Source organism: Skermanella aerolata KACC 11604 (assembly GCF_000936425.1).
Taxonomy (GTDB): domain Bacteria; phylum Pseudomonadota; class Alphaproteobacteria; order Azospirillales; family Azospirillaceae; genus Skermanella; species Skermanella aerolata.
Genome location: NZ_AVFK01000029.1, coordinates 30,771 through 47,501 on the forward strand (window position 1 = coordinate 30,771; position 16,731 = coordinate 47,501).

The following is a 16,731-nucleotide window of genomic DNA, read 5'->3' on the forward strand; positions in this document are numbered from 1 at the left end:
CTCGCCTCTAGTCTTTAATACTGGTCATTGTGGGACAAAATTGAGAGAAAGTTCGGGGTGAAATGAGGTTCTTGCCTATATCGATATATAAGTAGGCTGGTGCTGAAGTTCGCTGTGAATACGTTTATCGCCGAGCACATACTTTTTGCGTATCTTTGGTCTCCCCGCTCGGTCAGGTCCGAACGCCGTTTAAGAAGATCGATCGGGGTATGTCGCATCCGGCATCGTCCCAATTGCTTGAACCGGGCATGCCGTCCTCCGGTTCCGTGAAACTTCCTGTTGTCGTCACGGCTTGCGATTTACCCGCCATGCGTTCGTGACGATGCGTCTCCCGCGCAGCTCATATGCGCAAATCACACCGTGCCCATTCTCCAGTGCAAGCCTTGCCGCACCTGGACTTGATCATGACGCCGCCTGGACGACTACGACGCGTCATGCGGCGCACACTCATTCGCTGCGGCGCACACTCATTCGCTGCGGCGCGGAATCAGATGAGGAATTAGGCATTGACTTAAAGAGGGAAAGTCGCCACTTAACGACCATGCTTTGAAAAGCTTGACGGTGCCTTTCGCACCCCGGCTGCGGTTTCCCTCCTGTTAGGGTGACCGTGTCACAGGTATCCGCATATCGCGCGTTGACCGGGTTATTGTCCCTGTTTTGGGTCCGGTGGATCGAACCGCTTCCTGGCGGACTTCGCTGCGAGTTGTAACGGATGGCACTGTGATCCACCGGGTTGCCCACGCTGCTTTAGCGGGCTTGAGGCGCCCGACGATATTCGACACAACCAATGGAGGATTGCTTTGATGGATCAGCCGCTCGCGGGAAAGACCATCGCCATCCTGGTGGCTAACGGTTTCGAAGAGACCGAGATGACCGAGCCCCAGCGTGCCCTGCTCAAGACCGGCGCCACTCTTAAGGTGCTTTCTCCCGAACAGGGATTGGTCAACGGCTGGCATGGCAAAGCCTGGGGTCACTATTTTCCGGTTGATCAGCAGATCGCCGAGGTTCTCGCCGCCGATTTCGACATGCTGATTCTGCCGGGCGGCGAGCGTAGCGTGGCCAAGCTGGCCGCCAACCCGCATATCCGCCGCATCGTCAGCAGCTTCATGGACGGCGGCAAGCCGGTCGCGGCGATCGACGATGGCGTCAGCCTCCTGGCGGTAGCCCAGAAGGTCAAGGGCCGCACTCTCACCGGTTCCCCGGCCGTGCGCGAAGCTCTCGAAGCTGCCGGCGCCGTTTGGAGCGAAGAGCCGATCACGATCGACAAGGCCCTCGTGACCGCCGACGGTCTCGACAACCTTCAGGCCTTCGTCGACCAGCTGGTTAAGTCCTTCACCGACGCTGCCCAGGTAAAGAAGGCCGCCTGACGCTCAGGCACGGTCGTCAAAATCTGTCAAAAAACGCCGCATCCATTGGATCGCGGCGTTTTTCGTGTCTTCGACGGACGGTCGGGCAAGCAGGTGGCCGGGCAAAGTGGCGGGATGATCGCAGGAGAGACTTTTCCAAAACCACGGGGAGCCTTCGGCGTGCCTGCGTGTTTCTCCGCCGCAGCCTGCCATCCGACCCATCGATAGAGCGGGCGGCGCCCTGAAGCCGGAGACGAAAAGCCCGTGATCCCGTACTTTCCCCGTCGGCACCGTCTGGTTGCCGCAACATGCCTTACTGCTCTGCTGGCGTTTGGCGGCATGCCCGAGCCGGCGTCGGCCCAGGCGCCCGACGATGCGTTCATCGCGGGTTATGCCGCCGCCGTCCTCCAGCGCGAGTTCGGGCTTGCCGCGTCGAAGGTCACCGTGTCGGGCGGGGTCGTCCAAGTCGATGCCGCGACCCTGCAATCGTCCGCCGGTCCGCGCCTGCGCACCGCCTTGTCCGAGATTCCGGGCGTGACCGACGTGCGGGTGCGCGAAGCCTCGGTGCCGGCCACGGCCGCTCCCGGTCTGGCTCCGGCTGCTCCCGCCGCGGCCGGCCGGCCCGACGGCGCGCCGCCTCCCGCGACCGCCGTCACGCAGGACGAGGGCGGTCAGGTGCTGCCGCGATCTAACCTGTTCGAGCCGCTGATGGCCGATCCGCGCTGGCCGCGCTTCTCGGCGGCCTACCGCTACTTTACGGACGATCCTGATGTCGAGCACGCCGGGGCAGTCAGCTTCGGCGAGACCTTCTCTCTCTATCGCAACAGTTTGTTCGGCGGACGCTGGGAAATCGGGTTCCAGGCGGCGGTGTTCTCCATCTTCGACCTGAACAGCGACAGTCTCGACCTGATCAACGCCGACTACTGGGTCGGCATCCCGATTTCCTACCGGATCGGCGATTTCTCGGTGCTTGGGCGCGTCTATCACCAGAGCTCGCACCTGGGCGACGAGTTCCTGCTGCGGGAAGGGATCGACCAGTCGCGCCGGATCAACCTGAGCTACGAGGCGGTGGAAGCGCTGGCGTCCTACGACATCGGCGAGGAGTTCCGTGTCTATGGCGGCTTCAGCTATCTGTTCGACCAGGAACCCTCCGACCTGAAGCCCTGGGGCACCCAGGCCGGCGTGGAATATGAGAGCAGCGAAACCTTCGCCGGCGGTCACCTCCGGCCGATCGCCGCCGCCGATCTGAAGTTCAGGGAAGAGTCGGACTGGGACATGGACCTGTCGCTCCGCGCCGGCGTCCAGCTGGAAAGCACCTTCCTCAATCCCCGGCGTATCCGGCTGCTTGCGGAATACTACAACGGTTCGAACCCGAACGGTCAGTTCTACTCCCGGAAGCTGGAATATATCGGCTTCGGGGTAAACGTTCAGCTGGACTGAGGAACGGACGCGCCTGCGTCACGAAAGCTCGGTGCGGACCTCCCACAGTTCGGGGAAGAAGGTCGTGTCGAGCGCGTGGCGCAGGTAGCCCACTCCCGCCGTCCCGCCGGTTCCGCGCTTGAAGCCGATGATCCGCTTGACCGTGGTCATATGGCGGAACCGCCATTGCTGAAACCAATCTTCCAGGTCCACCAGTTCCTCGGCCAACTGGTACAGGTCCCAGTGCGCGGCGGTGTTCCGGTAGATCACGGTCCAGGCCGCCAGGACGCTGGGATCGCTGCGATGGGGCGTCGCTTGGTCGCGCGCCAGTACTTCGGGCGCTATCGCGAAGCCGCGCCGCGCCAGGAGCCCGATCGTCGCGTCGTACAGGCTGGGTCCTTCCAGCGCCTCCTTCAACGCCGCATGCAGGTCGGGACGGTGCCGGTGCGGAGCCAGCATCGCGGCCCGCTTGTTTCCGAGCAGGAACTCCATCATCCGGTACTGGTGGGACTGGAAGCCGGACGACTGCCCTAGTTTGTCGCGGAACTTCAGGTAGTCCGTCGGCGTCAGGGTCGACAGGATGTCCCAGGACTGGATCAACTGGCTCTGTATCCGGGAAACGCGGGCGAGGTTCTTGAAAGCGGGCTGGAGATCGTCGTGTTCCAGCCCCGATATGGTCGCCTTCAACTCGTGGATCGCCAGCTTCAGCCAAAGCTCGGTCGCCTGATGGATGACGATGAACAGCATCTCGTCATGCTGATCGGATACCGGCTGCTGACAGGCGAGCAGGGGATCGAGCTTCAGGTAATCGCCGTAGCTCATCGATGCGGCGAAGTCGGTATGGACGCCGGCCGCCTCCTCGTCTGGGATCTTCGCCATGGTGGTTCATGCTCCCTGTTCGGGTAAGGGGCTTCAGGTGACCGATGCACGCGTTTGGAACTCCGGTCGGTCCCATTCTCTCGACTCCATCACGGTGACCAGATGGTCGACCGCGTGCCAAATGTCGGCATGGCCGACATAGAGCGGTGCGAAGCCGAAGCGCAGGATGTCCGGTGCCCGGAAGTCCCCGATCACGCCGCGCGCGATCAGGGCCTGCACGATCGGGTATCCGTGTTCGTGGGCAAAGCAGATCTGGCTGCCGCGGCTGGCCTCGTCGGCAGGCGAGGCCAGCCGGAAGCCGTACCGGCCGCATCGCCGTTCGACCAGCTTCGCGAACAGGCGACCCAGGGTCATGGACTTGGCCCGCAGCGCCGCCCCGTCGGCCTCCAGCATCAGGTCGACCCCTACTTCAAGGGCTGCGAGGCCGATGACCGAGGGCGTTCCGGTCAGCATCCGCTCAAGGCCTTGCGCCGGACGATAGCCGGTCTCGAAGGCGAAGGGCGCGGCATGCCCCATCCAGCCGGACAGGGCAGGGCGCAACTCCGCGTGATGGCGCCGTGCTGCGAACAGGAAGGCGGGCGCTCCCGGTCCGCCGTTGAGGTACTTGTAGCCGCAGCCGACCGCGAAGTCGGCCCCGGCGCCGTTCAGGTCTACCGGGACGGCGCCGACGCTGTGCGCCAGATCCCACAGGACCAGCGCTCCGGCCCGGTGAGCCCGTGCCGTGATCGCCGCCATGTCGTGAAGGGCGCCGGTCCGGTAGTTGACGTGGGTCAGGGATACCAGCGCGGTATCGTCGTCGATGGCACCCTCGATGTCTGTTCCATCGGCCAGCCGCAGCTCGTGCCGGCCGCCCAGCAGCTCGATCAACCCTTCGGCAATGTAGAGATCGGTTGGGAAGTTGGAGCGTTCCGACAGGATGACCCGGCGCTCCGGCCGCAGCCGAAGAGCCGCAGCCATCAACTTGAACAGGTTGACCGATGTCGAGTCGGCGACCAGCACCTCACCGGGTTCAGCTCCGGTCAGCCGGCCGATCTTGTCGCCGACGATGCGCGGCAGGTCGATCCAGCGATGAGCCGTCCAGCCCCGGATCAGGCTTTCGCCCCATTCCCGCCCGACGACCTCGGCCGTCCGGTCGAGCGCCGTCTTGGGGAGCGCTCCCAGCGAGTTCCCGTCCAGGTAGATCACACCATCCGGCAGCGCGAACCGCTCCCGGAAGCGGGCAAGCGGGTCCGCCGCGTCCAGCGCCTCGCAGTGCTTGAGGTCGATGCTGTCCAGATCCACTCCGGTCATCGGCTTTCCCTTTCCTGGGACCGCTCACCGGCTGGATGCCGGGGAGCGGCCAAGTGACACAGCAAAGATGCATAACTTGCACATGTTATCGTTCGCGTGCGAAGCTGGCGCTCCAGGCTTTGGAAACGCGGGATGTGAGATGAAGTTCGACAGCGTCACCGACGACAATATCGTCACTCTGGTGGACCGTTTCTATGACCGCATCCGCGAGGACGCGGAGCTCGGGCCGGTTTTCGAGGGGATCGTCGCCGGCCACTGGGACAGGCACCTGACCACCATGTACCGGTTCTGGTCCTCCGTCATGCTGAAGTCGGGCACCTATCACGGCAGTCCGATGCAAGCGCACATGCGCATCCCGGACCTGCGGCCCGAGCTGTTTTCCCGCTGGCTGGTCCTGTTCGAGCGGACCGTCACGGAGATGTTCGAGCCGGACCTTGCGGCCCGCTTCCTGGAGCGAGCCAACCGCATCGCCGAAAGCCTGAAGCTCGGACTGTTCTTCCGGCCTGAGGCCGTGGTCGTCAACCGTTCCTGACGGGTACGAATTCCGGCGCTCATGTCAGCGATACGTCAGGTTGCGCGGCTAGTGTCCCTCTCGTGAAACAACCACGGCGGGCCGCACGGCCTGCCAGACACGAGGCAACCGACATGAACCGCACGACACTCCTCCTGACCGTATCCCTGGCGCTCGCCCTCGCCGCCGGCCCGGCGCTGGCCGGACCGAAGTGCACCGGCGAGGCCAAGGACAAATGGCTGTCCGAAGAGGCGATGAAGCAGAAGATCGCCGAGATGGGCTTCAAGGACATCCGCACCTTCAAGACGACCAGCGGCAACTGCTACGAAATCTACGGCCACGACAAGGACGGCAGGAAGGCCGAGGTCTATTTCAACCCGGTCAACGGCTCCATCGTCAAATCGGAAATCGGGGGCTGACCATGAATGCCGCCGAGGGCTCGGTATCGGGAGGACCTGGATCGGCAGGCTCGGTATCGGTATGGGACCCCGTCGTCCGCATCTTTCATTGGACGGTGGTGGCGGGGTGCCTCGCCAACCTCTTCATCGTGGAGGACGGCGGGCGGGCGCATGAGGTCATCGGCTATGCCGTGGCGGCGGTGCTGGTAGTCCGATTGGTCTGGGGCTTCGTCGGGACCCGCTACGCCCGGTTCAGCGACTTCGTGCCGGGACCGCGCCGGCTGGCCGAGTACCTGACCCTGATGGCCCAGGGGCGGGAGCCGCGTCAGGTCGGTCATAACCCGGCCGCCGCCGTCATGATGGTGGTGCTGATGGCGCTGCTCGCCGCCGTCAGCATCACCGGCTGGATGGCGACACTGGACGCTTTCTGGGGCGTCGAGTGGGTCGAGGAGCTTCACGAGGTCACGGCCGACGCGATACTATGGCTGGCGCTGATCCATGCCGGCGCCGCCTTGTACGAGAGCATGCGTCACCGCGAGAACTTGGTGTGGGCGATGGTCACGGGCCGGAAACGGGCATGAGGGTCTTGCTGGTCGAGGACAACGAGCGTCTTTCGTCCCTGATGAGGGGCGGGTTGTCGCGTGGCGGGTTCACGGTCGATGTCTTCGACCTGCTGGAAGATGCGGAAGCCGCCCTGGACACGGTGGACTACGACCTGATCCTGCTGGATCTGGGCCTGCCCGATGGGGACGGGATGGACTGGCTGAAGCGGTTCCGCCGAGGCAGCCGGGACGTCCCCGTCCTGGTCGTGACCGCGCGGGGCGGCCTGACCGATCGGGTGGCCGGACTGGATACCGGTGCCGACGACTATCTGGTCAAGCCGTTCGAGATGGACGAGTTGCTGGCGCGCTGCCGCGCCGTCCTGCGGCGTCCGGGGGCGGCTCTCTCGACCGTGCTCGCGGCCGGCAACGTCACGCTCGACACGACGTCGCGGCAGGTCGCGGTCGCCGGCAGCCAGATCGACGCGCCGCGCCGGGAGACGGACCTGCTCGAAGTGCTGCTTCGCCGCTCCGGCCAAGTCGTGCCGCGCGCGGTGCTGGAGGAACGATTATACGGTTTCGACGACGAGGTGACGCCGAATGCCCTGGAGGCCCATGTTTCCCGCTTGCGGCGGCGTCTGTCGGACGCGGCGGCCGACGTGACCGTCCATACGGTCAGGGGCGTCGGCTACCTGCTGCGGCCCGCCGTGGCGCCGTGATGCGGATGCCGTCGGCACGGCCGGCACAGCGGCCTTCGGTCACCCGGCTGATCACGCGCCGGCTGATCCTGGCGGCCGGGCTGCTGATGGTGGCGCAGGTCGTTCTGGTCGCGATGCATTACGGCTGGGACGGCAGGCGGCTGGGTGTCCGGGTCGCGGCGAACGAGGCGGAACGGATCGCCGGCCATATCGGGATCGGACCCGAGGGACGGCCCGTCCTGGCCCTGCCGGAGGAGCATGTAGAACGTTACCGGGATCACAGGGCAGCCTATGCCTTCCGGGTCGTCGATGCCGATGGAGCCGAAGTCGCGGGCATGAATCCCGATCTGTTCACGGTGATGCTGCCCGAGCCTGCGACGGCGCCCGACCTGTTCTGGCGCGTCGTGCCCGGACCGCAGGGCGAAACCCGCGTCCTCGTCCAGCGCTTCGACCGCATAGCGCCGGGCCTGCTGATCGCCATCGCCATCGCCTCCGATCCGGACCGGCTCGCCTGGGTGGCGCTGCTGCACGAGGTCGTCGATCATGTCGCGATCCCGATGGTGCCGCTTGCCCTGCTGCTGCTGGCCGTCAACGTCTATGCCGTGCGCCGAAGCCTGCTTCCGCTGGCACGGGCCGCCGGAGAGGCCGCCGTCCTGGACGCCCGGCGCGGCGGGCTGCGGCTGTCGGCCGGCGACGATCTCCCGCGGGAGGTCCATGCGCTGGTCGGCGCCGTCAACGCGGCGCTGGGCCGGGCGGACGAGGTGCTGCGCTTCCAGCGCGAGTTCACGGCCAACGTGGCGCATGAACTGCGCACCCCCCTGGCCGTGCTGCTGCTGCAACTGGACGAAATCGGCGGACCGGCGGCGGAGGCGGCCAAGAGCGACATCCAGGCGATGTCCCGGCTGGTCGACCAGTTGCTCCGCGTCGCCCAGATCGAGGGAATGTCGGCGGAACCTCCGACCGATGTCGATCTGGCCGAAGTCGGACGCGGCGTCGTCCAGCAATTGGCCCCAATCGCGCTGGACCGGGGCCGCGAAACCGAATTCCGGGACCAAAGCGCTTCCATCATCCAGGGCCATCGGGACGCCATCGCGGGCGCCGTCCGCAACCTCGTGGACAATGCGCTGCGCGCGGCGCCCAAGGGATCGCTGATAACGGTCAGCGCCGGGCCGGGTCCCGTGATCGAGGTATGCGACCAGGGACCGGGCATCGACCCGGCCTTGCGCCGGGACCTGTTCGACCGGTTCGCCCAGGGGGACAGGCGGACGCGCGGCAGCGCCGGCCTGGGGCTGGCCATCGTCGCCAAGACGATGGAGATCCATGACGGTTCCGTCACCGTCGCCGACCGCCCTGGCGGCGGAACCCTTTTCCGCCTGGTTTTTCCCGATCAGGGACCTTTCAGCGAACCGCCTTGACCTCGTGGCGCAGCCAGATCAGCAGGGCGATCAGGGTGAGGGCGCCGGCCTGATGGGCTGCCGCCAGCGGGATCGCGACGACGCTGATCAAGGTCGCGACGCCGAGCACGATCTGAAGCACCATCATGGCGCCGGTCGCATGACCGATCAGGTGGCCGCGCGGGCTGAGGTCGCTGCGGACCGTCCTCCACCACAGGGCCAGCACCACGACGCCGGTGACGATGGCGAGCCAGCGGTGGGTGAACTGGACGGCGGCGTGGTTCTCCACGAAGTTCAAGGCCGCCGGGTCGAGGAACCACATGTCCTCAGGCACCAGATGCCCGCCCATCAGCGGCCAGGTGTTGTAGATCATGCCGGCGTCCAGCCCGGCGACGAAGGCGCCCCAGGCGACCGTGACCGCGACCAGACCCAGCGCCATCCCGATATGGCGGCGGAGCGCCGGAGCTTTGGTGCTGCCGCTCGACGCCGGCTTGGGGTCGAGCAGGCCCAGGGCGATCCACAGCATCACCGCGAAGATGATGAAGGCCATGCCCAGGTGCAGCGCCAGCCGGTAATGGCTGACGGAGGGCCGGTCGACCAGACCGCTGACCACCATGAACCAGCCGATGCCGCCTTGGAGGCCGCCGAGCAGGAACAACCCCAGCAGCTTGGGCATCATCCCCTTGGGGATGCGCTTGGTCGCCCAGAACCACAGGAAGGGCAGCAGGAAGGCGAAGCCGATCAACTGGCCCCAGAACCGGTGGAACCACTCCCAGAAGAAGATGTGCTTGAACTCTTCCAGCGACATCCCGGCATTGACGTAGCGGTATTCGGGAGTTGCCTGATACAGGCCGAACACGCGGTTCCACTCCTCCGCCGACAGGGGCGGCAGCATGCCGATCAGCGGCTTCCATTCCACCATCGACAGGCCCGACTCGGTCAGCCGGGTGATCGCTCCGATCACCGCCATGGCGAATACCATGCCGCAGCAGATCAGCAGCCAGAAGGCTATGGCGCGCGACGCCGGAGCGGCACTGGCCTCGGCATCGCGCGAGGCGGGATAGGTGACGGACGACAAGGCTTTGACCCATTCTTTTCTGGCGGCCATTTACCGGCTGGCCGAAGGAGGCGCGATAATACCGCTCTATGTGGCGCGCGCCGGTCCCCCGTCAAACATCCGCTTGGTCAAACATCCGATAGGATGCGATACCGCGACCACAGGTCGCATGTGGCATCCAGACGCTTCTCATTCATACCGCGGCATCCAAGACGGCGGCCACTTCGGCGCTGTCGATGTCGCGGGCGGTGAAGGCCCGGCCGATGCCGCGCGCCAGCACGAAGGTGATCTTGCCGTCCTGGACCTTCTTGTCCTTGGCCATGTGTCCCAGCAGCTCGACCGTGTCCCACTCGACGCCTTCGACCTGACCGAGCTTGGTCGGCAAGCCGATCGCTTCGAAGTGGCGGCGTACCCGGATGGCTTCCTGGCCGGTGCAGAGACCCAGCCGGGCCGAAAGGTCGAACGCCATCCCCATGCCCAGCGCCACCGCTTCGCCGTGGAGCAGGCGGTTGTCGTAGCCGACCGCCGCTTCCAGCGCGTGGCCGAAGGTATGGCCAAAGTTCAGCAGCGCCCTGCGGCCGGATTCGCGCTCGTCCTGGCCGACGATGGCGGCCTTGGCGGCGCAGCTCACGGTGACGGCGCGCACGAGGGCCTCGGTGTCGCCGGCGCAGACGGCGGTGCCGTGCTGCTCAAGCCATTCGAAGAAGTCCAGGTCGTCGATCAGGCCGTACTTCACGACCTCGGCATAGCCGGCGAGCACGTGGCGGCGGGGCAGGGTGGCCAGCGCCGAGGTATCGGCCAGCACCAGCCGGGGCTGGTGGAACGACCCGACGAGGTTCTTGCCCTGCCGGGTGTTGATGCCGGTCTTGCCGCCGACCGAACTGTCCACCTGGGCCAGCAGCGTCGTCGGGATCTGGATGAAGTCGAGCCCGCGCAATGATATCGCGGCGGCGAACCCGACCAGATCGCCGACCACGCCGCCGCCAAGGGCGATCAGCACCGTGGAACGCTCGATCCCGCGGCCGAGCATCTCGTCCAGTAGGGCTTCCAGATGGGCGAAGCTCTTGGTCTTCTCGCCCGCGGGGAGGATGATCGCCGGGCCGTTGCGGCGCACGCCGGCGCTTTCCAGCGCCGCTTCCAGCGACGGCAGGTGGAGCGGGGCCACCGTATCGTCGGTGACGATGATGACGGGACGCCGGCCGATCAGCGGAGCGATGCGCGCACCCGCCTGCTTGATCGCCCCCGGACCGATCACGATGTCGTAGCTGCGCTCTGACAGATCGACGCGGACGATATCCTGCATGATTGGGCTCTTTTCAGTTGGTTTATTCTTATGGGCCACCCGACCGCCGGGCGGGCGGGTTTTCACCCGGCCGTCCTGGTCACGCCCGGCCATGTCTCCAGCGCCTTCAGCACCCGCTCCACCGTTTCTTCCGGCGGCGCCTCGATGCTGTCCACGGTGATGTCGGCTTCGGCATATACCGGATAGCGCAAGGCGATCAGCCGGCCCAGGATCTCGCGCGGGTTGCCCTGCTTGAGCAGCGGGCGGTTGTTGCGCCGGGAGGTCCGCGCCAGCAGCACGTCCACCTCGGCCCGCAGCCAGACCGAGATGCCGTGGGTGCGGATCAGGCCGCGCGTGTGGTCGTCCATATAGGCGCCGCCCCCGGTGGCCAGGATATGCGGTGGATTCTCCTGAAGCAGCCTGCCGATCACGCGGCGCTCGCCGGCGCGGAACTCCGCCTCGCCGAACTGCTCGAAGATCTCCTCGATCGTGCGGCCGGCCGCCGTTTCGATCTCGTGGTCGGCGTCGCGGAACTGGAGGTCCAGGCGTGCCGCCAGCCGGCGGCCGATGCTGGTCTTGCCCGCTCCCATCAGACCAACCAGCACCACTGTCCGGGGCACTACCAGGCGGGGAGTCGCCGGATGCTGCGATGCGAGGGGCTGATGGGCGATCATCGAAGCGACAGGATCCTCTGCGACACGGTTTAGCAACCGCTGATGTTGCGCTGTGAATAAGGTATGGCTACAGTACACCGCGTTTAACCTTTGGACAGGTACATGATCCGCCGCAGGGCGCGATCAGGCTCCTTTTTGCCGAAGGTTCCAACACCGCCTAAAAAAGGACATGAGTGTCCTTAACACAAGGTATTTCGTCTTCTCCACTATCAATGACGGTACCGTGGCACGCTCTCGCAACCGCCCTTATTCGGGCTCATCCTCGACTGGTATAATGTCCCGCTTACTCGGCGCCCTGATAGTTCTGGCCCTGATCGTCGTCGCCGGCGGCGCGGTCTTCCTGGCCACCTGGGAAATTCCGGCCCCGTCGAAGACGGTGGAGCGGGTGATCCCCGATGAACGTTTCCCGCGCTGACCGGGCTGTCGGCCCGCTCGTTCCCGCCGATCCGGACAAGGCCAGGTCCCTGTCCGGGGCAGCCCGGCATAGGCGCCCGATCTTGACTCTCCATGCGCTGATTCGCCGCGGCCGTCATTCAAGCGGCCGGTGCAACGCGGTTAGACGATAAAAGCCGAAAGTACAGTCGATGCCCCGCCCAGGACGCCCCCGTAAACCCAAGACACCCGCATCGCCCCGGATCGAAGCCTTCCTCGACATGCTGGTGGCGGAGCGGGGTGCAGCCAGCAACACTCGGCAGGCCTATGAGCGGGACCTGATCGACGTCGCGGCGTGGCTGACCGGGCGCAACACCACCCTGGAAGGCGCCAATACCGATGACATCAGGGGCTATCTGGACGACCTGAGCGGCCACGAAGGCGGCACGGCGGTCCGGACCATCGCGCGCCGCTTGTCGGCGCTGCGCCAGTTCTACCGCTTCCTGGTATCCGAAGGACTGCGGGCCGATGATCCGGCCGCCACCATCGACAGCCCCAAGCAGGGCCGTCCGCTGCCCAAGATCCTGAGCGAGGGCGAAGTCGACACGCTGCTGACGGCGGCCCAGCGCCGGGGTGGGCCCGACGGCATCCGGCTGGTGGCCTTGCTGGAAGTCCTCTATGCGACCGGCCTTCGCGTGTCGGAACTGGTCGGCCTGCCGCTCAACGGCATCGCCCGCGATGGCCGCTGCCTGTTCGTCAAGGGCAAGGGCGGCAAGGAACGGATGGTGCCGCTGTCCGAACCGGCGCGCGACGCCCTGGCGGCCTATGTCCCGCTGCGGAAGGACTTCATGGTGCCGGGGCGCGAGCAGCGTCAGGCGGCGTTCCTGTTCCCGTCGCGGACTTCGGAGGACGGCCACCTGACCCGCCAGCGTTTCGCCCAGCTCCTCAAGGAACTGGCGATCGACGCCGGGATCGAGCCGCGCAAGGTCAGCCCCCACGTCCTGCGCCACGCCTTCGCCACCCATCTGCTGGACCACGGCGCCGACCTGCGCAGCGTTCAGAAGATGCTGGGCCACGCCGACATCGCGACGACCCAGATCTACACCCATGTCGTCGGCGACCGCCTGAAGCGCGTCATCAACGACCACCACCCGCTCGCCCGCCCGAAGAAGCTTGCCGGGGCGAAGTAGGGGGAGGTTACAATACCAAGGGCCGAAGAATTTGACCGGCGGTAGGCAAGTGTTGGGCCACGGCCCAACCTACGAAGCAGGAGTCTGTAGGTTGGGCCGTGGCCCAACAACAAACACTGCCTGGTACAATACGTTTTGAAGACTATGACTGGTCAGGAGCGTTAGTGTCGGGCTGAAGAGGCCCGACCTACGCGAGCGTGCTCGTGTAAAATGGCCGAAGCGTTGGCCAGAAAGATTGCTTGCTTCGTAGGTCGGGCCTCTTCAGCCCGACATGGCGGCAGGATCGTCGGTCGATCTCTTCGGCTCCTATTGGATTACGATTCGAAGGCGCCGCCGGCGAGCAACCGCTCGGCCTCGGCGAGATCGTCGGGGCGGTTGGTGTTGAAGAAGGGATCGATCGGGTCGCAGTCGAAATCGGCAATCGCCAGCCGGTAGCGCGCGGTCCAGACATCGACCTTGCGGACCTGCTCCTCCAGCATGGCGCGGCGCAGGTCGTGGCGCAGATGTACCGGCCACAGGCCGAACACGGGGTGCTCGCGGCCATCCGACCGGGCACAGGCCATGTCGGCGCCCTCCCGCTCGACGGCGTCGAGCAGTCGTTCCACCAGATCGGTCGGCTGGAACGGCGCATCCGTCGCGAAGGACGCGACCCAGCGGGCTTCCGGTGCGTGTTCCGCCGCCCAATCCAGCCCCGTCAGGACCCCCGCCAGCGGGCCGGCGTAGTCCGGGACCACGTCGGGCGCCACCGGCAACCCGGTGCCGGCGAAGCGGTCGGGATCGCCGTTGGCATTCAGCACCAGAAGCTCGACCTGCGGGCGCACGCGGTCGAGGATGTGGTCCAGTATCGTCCGTCCGCCCAGCAGCCTCAGCGTCTTGTCGCCGCCGCCCATGCGCCGGGACAGGCCGCCGGCCAGCAGCAGGCCGACGACTCCCCCTGCATCATTCGCCGTCATCGTCGCGGCTCCCCTTGCGCCGGTGGCTGGTGGGCTCGTCGGAGCCCTCGCCGGGAGCCAGATCGAAGTCGATTCGCTCTTCTCCCGCCAGCGCCACGAAGCGGCGACCGCGCGCCCGGCCGATCAGCGTCAGTCCCGCCTGCCGCGCCAGATCGACGCCCCAGGCGGTGAAGCCGCTGCGCGAAACCAGGATCGGAATGCCCATCTGCACCGTCTTGATGACCATCTCGGAGGTCAGGCGCCCGGTCGTGTAGAAGATCTTGTCTTCCGGCGTCAGCCCGTGCCGCCACATGTAGCCGGCGACCTTGTCGACCGCGTTGTGGCGTCCGACGTCTTCCATATAGACCAGCGGCCTGTCCTCGCACGCCAGCACGCAGCCATGGATAGCGCCCGCTTCCAGGTAGAGGCTGGGGGCCGTGTTGATCTTGCGGGTCAGTGTCGCCAGCCAGGACGTCCTGATGCGGGCGGTCGAGGACAGCCGGACGTCCTCGAACTTCTCCATCAGGTCGCCGAAGACGGTTCCCTGGGCACAGCCCGAGGTCAGCGTCTTCTTCTTCAGCTTCTGTTCGTAGTCGGTGGGACGCTCGGTGCGGACGACCACCGTCTCGATCTCGTCGTCGTAGACGATGTCGGTGACGCGGTCGTCGGTGCGCAGCATGTTCTGATTGAGCAGATACCCGAGCGCCAGATATTCCGGGTAATCGCAGATCGTCATCATCGTGACGATCTCCTGACCGTTGAGGAACAGGGTCAGGGGGCGTTCGACCGTGACCGAGGTTTCGATCGGCGCTCCGGTCTGATCGATGCCGGTAACCCGCTGCGTCAGGCGCGGGTCGGACGGATTGGGTCGGATGATGAACTCTTCCATGGAATGGAGCCTATTCGGCCACACCCGTTCAGGCAAGCGCCGTCCCGCCGCTCGCCCGGTTCGGATCAGATCATTTCAAGTAGAAAATGGCTTGCCAGACCGATAACCGATGCCGCCACGACCGCAATCGCCGTATAGCGCTCACCGACCGACCACCGTGCCCAATCCCTGACGAAACTGTCCATCTTGACGCCCCTGCCGCTCCCGTCCTTCTGCTCCATCATGACCACGCCCAAGAATTTAAGGTGCCTTGAAACAAGATACCTCAAATTCATCTCGTGATCGGCTCAACCATAACACTTCAAATCATTTTGCTTCGACCTGATGCCGCGCCGCAACATAGTCCGTCCGGCCGAGTTCAGGCAAGACCAAGGATAGAATTCAAGCGCTTTCGGCACTGTGATCTAGATCACGTAATCCCTCGAAAAAGAATCGATATCCTCCGAAAGTGAGACTCGGAGAGGTACCCGCCGCCGGCCCAAAACTGGATTGGCCGCTTGTGCTCGGCGCCCGGCGGCTTTATGCAGGGCTTCGGGTTGCAACGGCGGAACGACGCATGGCACTGAGGACTTCGCATATCATGGTACTGGCTGCCGCGGTCGTGGCGGCAGCGGGCTGTTCCACCGCCGGCGGCGAACCCATGCCGAACCCCGGCGCCTCCAATGCCGTGTCCCCGGCCGAAGCGACCGCCTCGGCGCCGCCGGTCGATCCGGTCATGGAGCAGCTCGATTTCGAGTCGTGGCTTGCCAACTTCCGGGTGGAGGCAAGGGCGGCGGGAATCAGCGCGGCCACCGTGGACCGGAGCCTGACCCGCCTGAGGATCCTGCCCGACGTGCTGAAGTCGGACGGCAGCCAGCCGGAGTTCGTCCGGCCGGTCTGGACCTACCTGGACGGCGCCCTGAACGACGCCCGGATCGGCAAGGGGCGTGAACAGCTTAATATCCAGCGCCCGCTGCTCGCCGCCGTCAGCCGCGACTATGGCGTGCCGCCGGAAACCATCGTCGCGATCTGGGCGATGGAGAGCAACTTCGGCAGCAATATCGGCTCGTACAACGTGGTCGAGGCGCTGGCGACCCTGGCGTGGCACGGCCGCCGGGCCGCCTTCGCCCGTGAACAGCTTCTCGCCGCCCTGAAGATCATCGACCAGGGCGATGCAGCGCCCGACCGCCTGATCGGCTCCTGGGCCGGTGCCATGGGGCAGACGCAGTTCATTCCGACGACCTTCGTGGGGCATGCGGTCGACCGCGACGGCGACGGCCGGCGCGACCTGTGGACCAGCCTGCCCGATATCTTCGCCTCCACGGCCGGATACCTGCGCGACGTCGGCTGGAGAGCGGGGGAACCCTGGGGATCGGAAGTCGTCCTGCCCGCGGGCTTCGACTATGAGCAGGCCGAACTGACGGTACGGAAGCCGGTCGCGGAATGGCGCCGCCTGGGCGTAGTTCAGGCCGCCGGGACAAGGCCGCTGCCGGATCAGGCCGACGCCTCGATCCTGCTGCCCGCGGGCTATCGCGGTGCGGCTTTCCTGGTGCTGAACAACTTCCGCTCGATCCTGCGCTACAACAATTCCAGCAGCTATGGTCTGGCGGTGGCTTACCTGAGCGACCGCATCGCGGGGCTGCCCGGCATCCAGGGAGGCTGGCCGCGCGAGGAAAGGTCGCTCAGCCGCGACGAGCGGTTCGAGATGCAGCGCCTGCTGGGGGGCAGGGGGCATGCCGCGGGAAACCCCGACGGCATCATCGGCGCCAATACGCGCGCCGCCATCCGGGCTTTCCAGAAGACGCAGAACCTGCCGGCCGACGGCTTCGCGTCCAGCACGCTGCTCGACCGGCTGCGGGCGGCAGGACCTGCATCCTGACGC

The 16,731-nt window shown here is 65.9% G+C and carries 18 protein-coding genes; 10 read left to right on the forward strand and 8 right to left on the reverse strand.

The features are described 5' to 3' along the window. Positions 1-803 precede the first annotated feature (803 nt). Complete coding sequence (locus tag N826_RS27065; RefSeq protein WP_044433917.1) at positions 804-1,367, forward strand: DJ-1/PfpI family protein; 564 nt, start codon at positions 804-806, stop codon at positions 1,365-1,367. Between the two features lie 318 nt (positions 1,368-1,685). Next, positions 1,686-2,786, forward strand: a complete 1,101-nt coding sequence (locus tag N826_RS27070) for a DUF1207 domain-containing protein (RefSeq protein ID WP_044433918.1) — start codon at positions 1,686-1,688, stop codon at positions 2,784-2,786. An 18-nt stretch (positions 2,787-2,804) separates the two neighbouring features. On the opposite strand, the gene kynA is transcribed toward N826_RS27070, so the two are convergent. Together kynA and kynU are read right to left on the reverse strand one after the other, a co-directional pair. Next, on the reverse strand, positions 2,805-3,644 hold the full coding sequence (gene kynA / locus N826_RS27075) for a tryptophan 2,3-dioxygenase (RefSeq protein WP_044433920.1): 840 nt from the start codon (positions 3,642-3,644) through the stop codon (positions 2,805-2,807). 33 nt (positions 3,645-3,677) lie between these two features. After that, positions 3,678-4,934, reverse strand: a complete 1,257-nt coding sequence (gene kynU, locus N826_RS27080; protein ID WP_044433923.1) for a kynureninase — start codon at positions 4,932-4,934, stop codon at positions 3,678-3,680. 139 nt (positions 4,935-5,073) lie between these two features. Between kynU and N826_RS27085 the strand changes: the two genes are divergently transcribed. The 5 genes from N826_RS27085 to N826_RS40540 all read left to right on the forward strand — a co-directional run bounded on the left by N826_RS27085 (position 5,074) and on the right by N826_RS40540 (position 8,495). Further along, positions 5,074-5,466, forward strand: a complete 393-nt coding sequence (locus N826_RS27085; protein WP_044433925.1) for a group III truncated hemoglobin — start codon at positions 5,074-5,076, stop codon at positions 5,464-5,466. A 113-nt stretch (positions 5,467-5,579) separates the two neighbouring features. Next, complete coding sequence (locus N826_RS27090) at positions 5,580-5,864, forward strand: PepSY domain-containing protein (protein ID WP_044433926.1); 285 nt, start codon at positions 5,580-5,582, stop codon at positions 5,862-5,864. Positions 5,865-5,866: 2 nt separating this feature from the next. Next, the gene (locus N826_RS27095) at positions 5,867-6,424 is read left to right on the forward strand and encodes a cytochrome b/b6 domain-containing protein (RefSeq protein WP_044433927.1); all 558 of its coding nucleotides are present in this window, start codon (positions 5,867-5,869) and stop codon (positions 6,422-6,424) included. Next, entirely contained in the window at positions 6,421-7,101 is a 681-nt protein-coding gene (locus N826_RS27100; RefSeq protein ID WP_044433928.1) for a response regulator, read from the forward strand. Before N826_RS27095 ends, N826_RS27100 begins: the two co-directional genes overlap by 4 nt. A 5-nt stretch (positions 7,102-7,106) precedes the next feature. Then, positions 7,107-8,495 carry a sensor histidine kinase gene (locus N826_RS40540; RefSeq protein WP_052832126.1) on the forward strand — a complete coding sequence of 463 codons (1,389 nt, stop codon included), beginning with the start codon at positions 7,107-7,109 and terminating at the stop codon, positions 8,493-8,495. On the opposite strand, the gene N826_RS27110 is transcribed toward N826_RS40540, so the two are convergent. The 3 genes from N826_RS27110 to N826_RS27120 all read right to left on the reverse strand — a co-directional run bounded on the left by N826_RS27110 (position 8,479) and on the right by N826_RS27120 (position 11,487). Further along, positions 8,479-9,582 (reverse strand): COX15/CtaA family protein, encoded by a 1,104-nt coding sequence (locus N826_RS27110; RefSeq protein ID WP_052832128.1) that lies wholly within the window; start codon positions 9,580-9,582, stop codon positions 8,479-8,481. The two genes, N826_RS40540 and N826_RS27110, sit on opposite strands and share 17 nt — an antisense overlap. 142 nt (positions 9,583-9,724) lie before the next feature. After that, positions 9,725-10,834: a 3-dehydroquinate synthase gene (gene aroB / locus N826_RS27115; RefSeq protein WP_044433930.1), complete on the reverse strand. Its 1,110-nt coding sequence runs from the start codon at positions 10,832-10,834 to the stop codon at positions 9,725-9,727. Positions 10,835-10,896: 62 nt separating this feature from the next. Continuing rightward, positions 10,897-11,487, reverse strand: a complete 591-nt coding sequence (locus N826_RS27120) for a shikimate kinase (RefSeq protein WP_044433932.1) — start codon at positions 11,485-11,487, stop codon at positions 10,897-10,899. A 274-nt stretch (positions 11,488-11,761) separates the two neighbouring features. Between N826_RS27120 and N826_RS42075 the strand changes: the two genes are divergently transcribed. Together N826_RS42075 and xerD are read left to right on the forward strand one after the other, a co-directional pair. After that, the gene (locus N826_RS42075) at positions 11,762-11,902 is read left to right on the forward strand and encodes a hypothetical protein (RefSeq protein ID WP_169789421.1); all 141 of its coding nucleotides are present in this window, start codon (positions 11,762-11,764) and stop codon (positions 11,900-11,902) included. Between the two features lie 169 nt (positions 11,903-12,071). After that, the gene (gene xerD, locus N826_RS27125; RefSeq protein ID WP_084721224.1) at positions 12,072-13,049 is read left to right on the forward strand and encodes a site-specific tyrosine recombinase XerD; all 978 of its coding nucleotides are present in this window, start codon (positions 12,072-12,074) and stop codon (positions 13,047-13,049) included. Positions 13,050-13,363: 314 nt separating this feature from the next. Here the strand turns inward: xerD and mobA are convergent, their stop codons facing one another. The 3 genes from mobA to N826_RS27140 form a co-directional block, all read right to left on the reverse strand. Continuing rightward, a complete protein-coding gene (mobA, locus tag N826_RS27130) occupies positions 13,364-14,002 on the reverse strand; it encodes a molybdenum cofactor guanylyltransferase MobA (RefSeq protein ID WP_044433935.1) in 639 nt (212 codons plus the stop codon). Beyond that, positions 13,989-14,870, reverse strand: coding sequence for a formate dehydrogenase accessory sulfurtransferase FdhD (gene fdhD / locus N826_RS27135; RefSeq protein ID WP_044433937.1), 882 nt, complete (start codon positions 14,868-14,870; stop codon positions 13,989-13,991). Before fdhD ends, mobA begins: the two co-directional genes overlap by 14 nt. Before the next feature lie 65 nt (positions 14,871-14,935). Further along, a complete protein-coding gene (locus N826_RS27140) occupies positions 14,936-15,094 on the reverse strand; it encodes a hypothetical protein (RefSeq protein WP_157599370.1) in 159 nt (52 codons plus the stop codon). 332 nt (positions 15,095-15,426) lie between these two features. Here N826_RS27140 and N826_RS27145 point away from each other — a divergent pair, with 332 nt between their 5' ends. Continuing rightward, entirely contained in the window at positions 15,427-16,728 is a 1,302-nt protein-coding gene (locus N826_RS27145) for a lytic murein transglycosylase (protein WP_044433941.1), read from the forward strand. Positions 16,729-16,731 lie beyond the last annotated feature (3 nt).